Source organism: Bradyrhizobium sp. 14AA (assembly GCF_054185205.1).
On the sequence record NZ_JAVAYM010000202.1, the window covers coordinates 1 to 433 of the forward strand.

A 433-nucleotide genomic window follows, 5' to 3' on the forward strand; every position below is an offset into this window, starting at 1 on the left:
ATCTTCGAGAACGCGCTGACCGGTCTCACCACGCTGCCGGGCAATGTGGTTGAGGCGGCGAGGGGGGCCGGCATGACCAGTCGTCAGCGACTGCTCAAGGTGGAGCTGCCGCTCAGCCTGCCGGTCATCCTGGCCGACATCCGGCTTTCGGTGGTCATCAGCCTGGCTACCGCGACGATCGGTTCCACGGTGGCGGCCAAGACTTTGGGTGAGGTCATCATCGCTGGCCTCATCTCCAACAATCTCGCCTTCGTCGTGCAAGGCGGCCTGATCGTCGCCGGGCTCGCCGTCTTCATCTATGACGGCCTGGTCGCGTTGGAACGCGTGGCGGCGCGCCGCATGGGTCTGTCGGGCCTTTAACCGCCTCAGGCTGGGCCGAACGGCCGTCGTCCTTCAGCGTCGGGATGCCGCCGCGGGATGGTCGAGCGTGATT

General features: G+C 66.1%; 1 protein-coding gene. It reads left to right on the top strand.

Features of this window, described 5'->3' with window-relative positions:
- A partial coding sequence (locus tag RAD15_RS44010) for an ABC transporter permease (protein ID WP_458184894.1) occupies positions 1-360 on the top strand: 360 nt, incomplete at its 5' end.
- Positions 361-433: the final 73 nt, after the last annotated feature.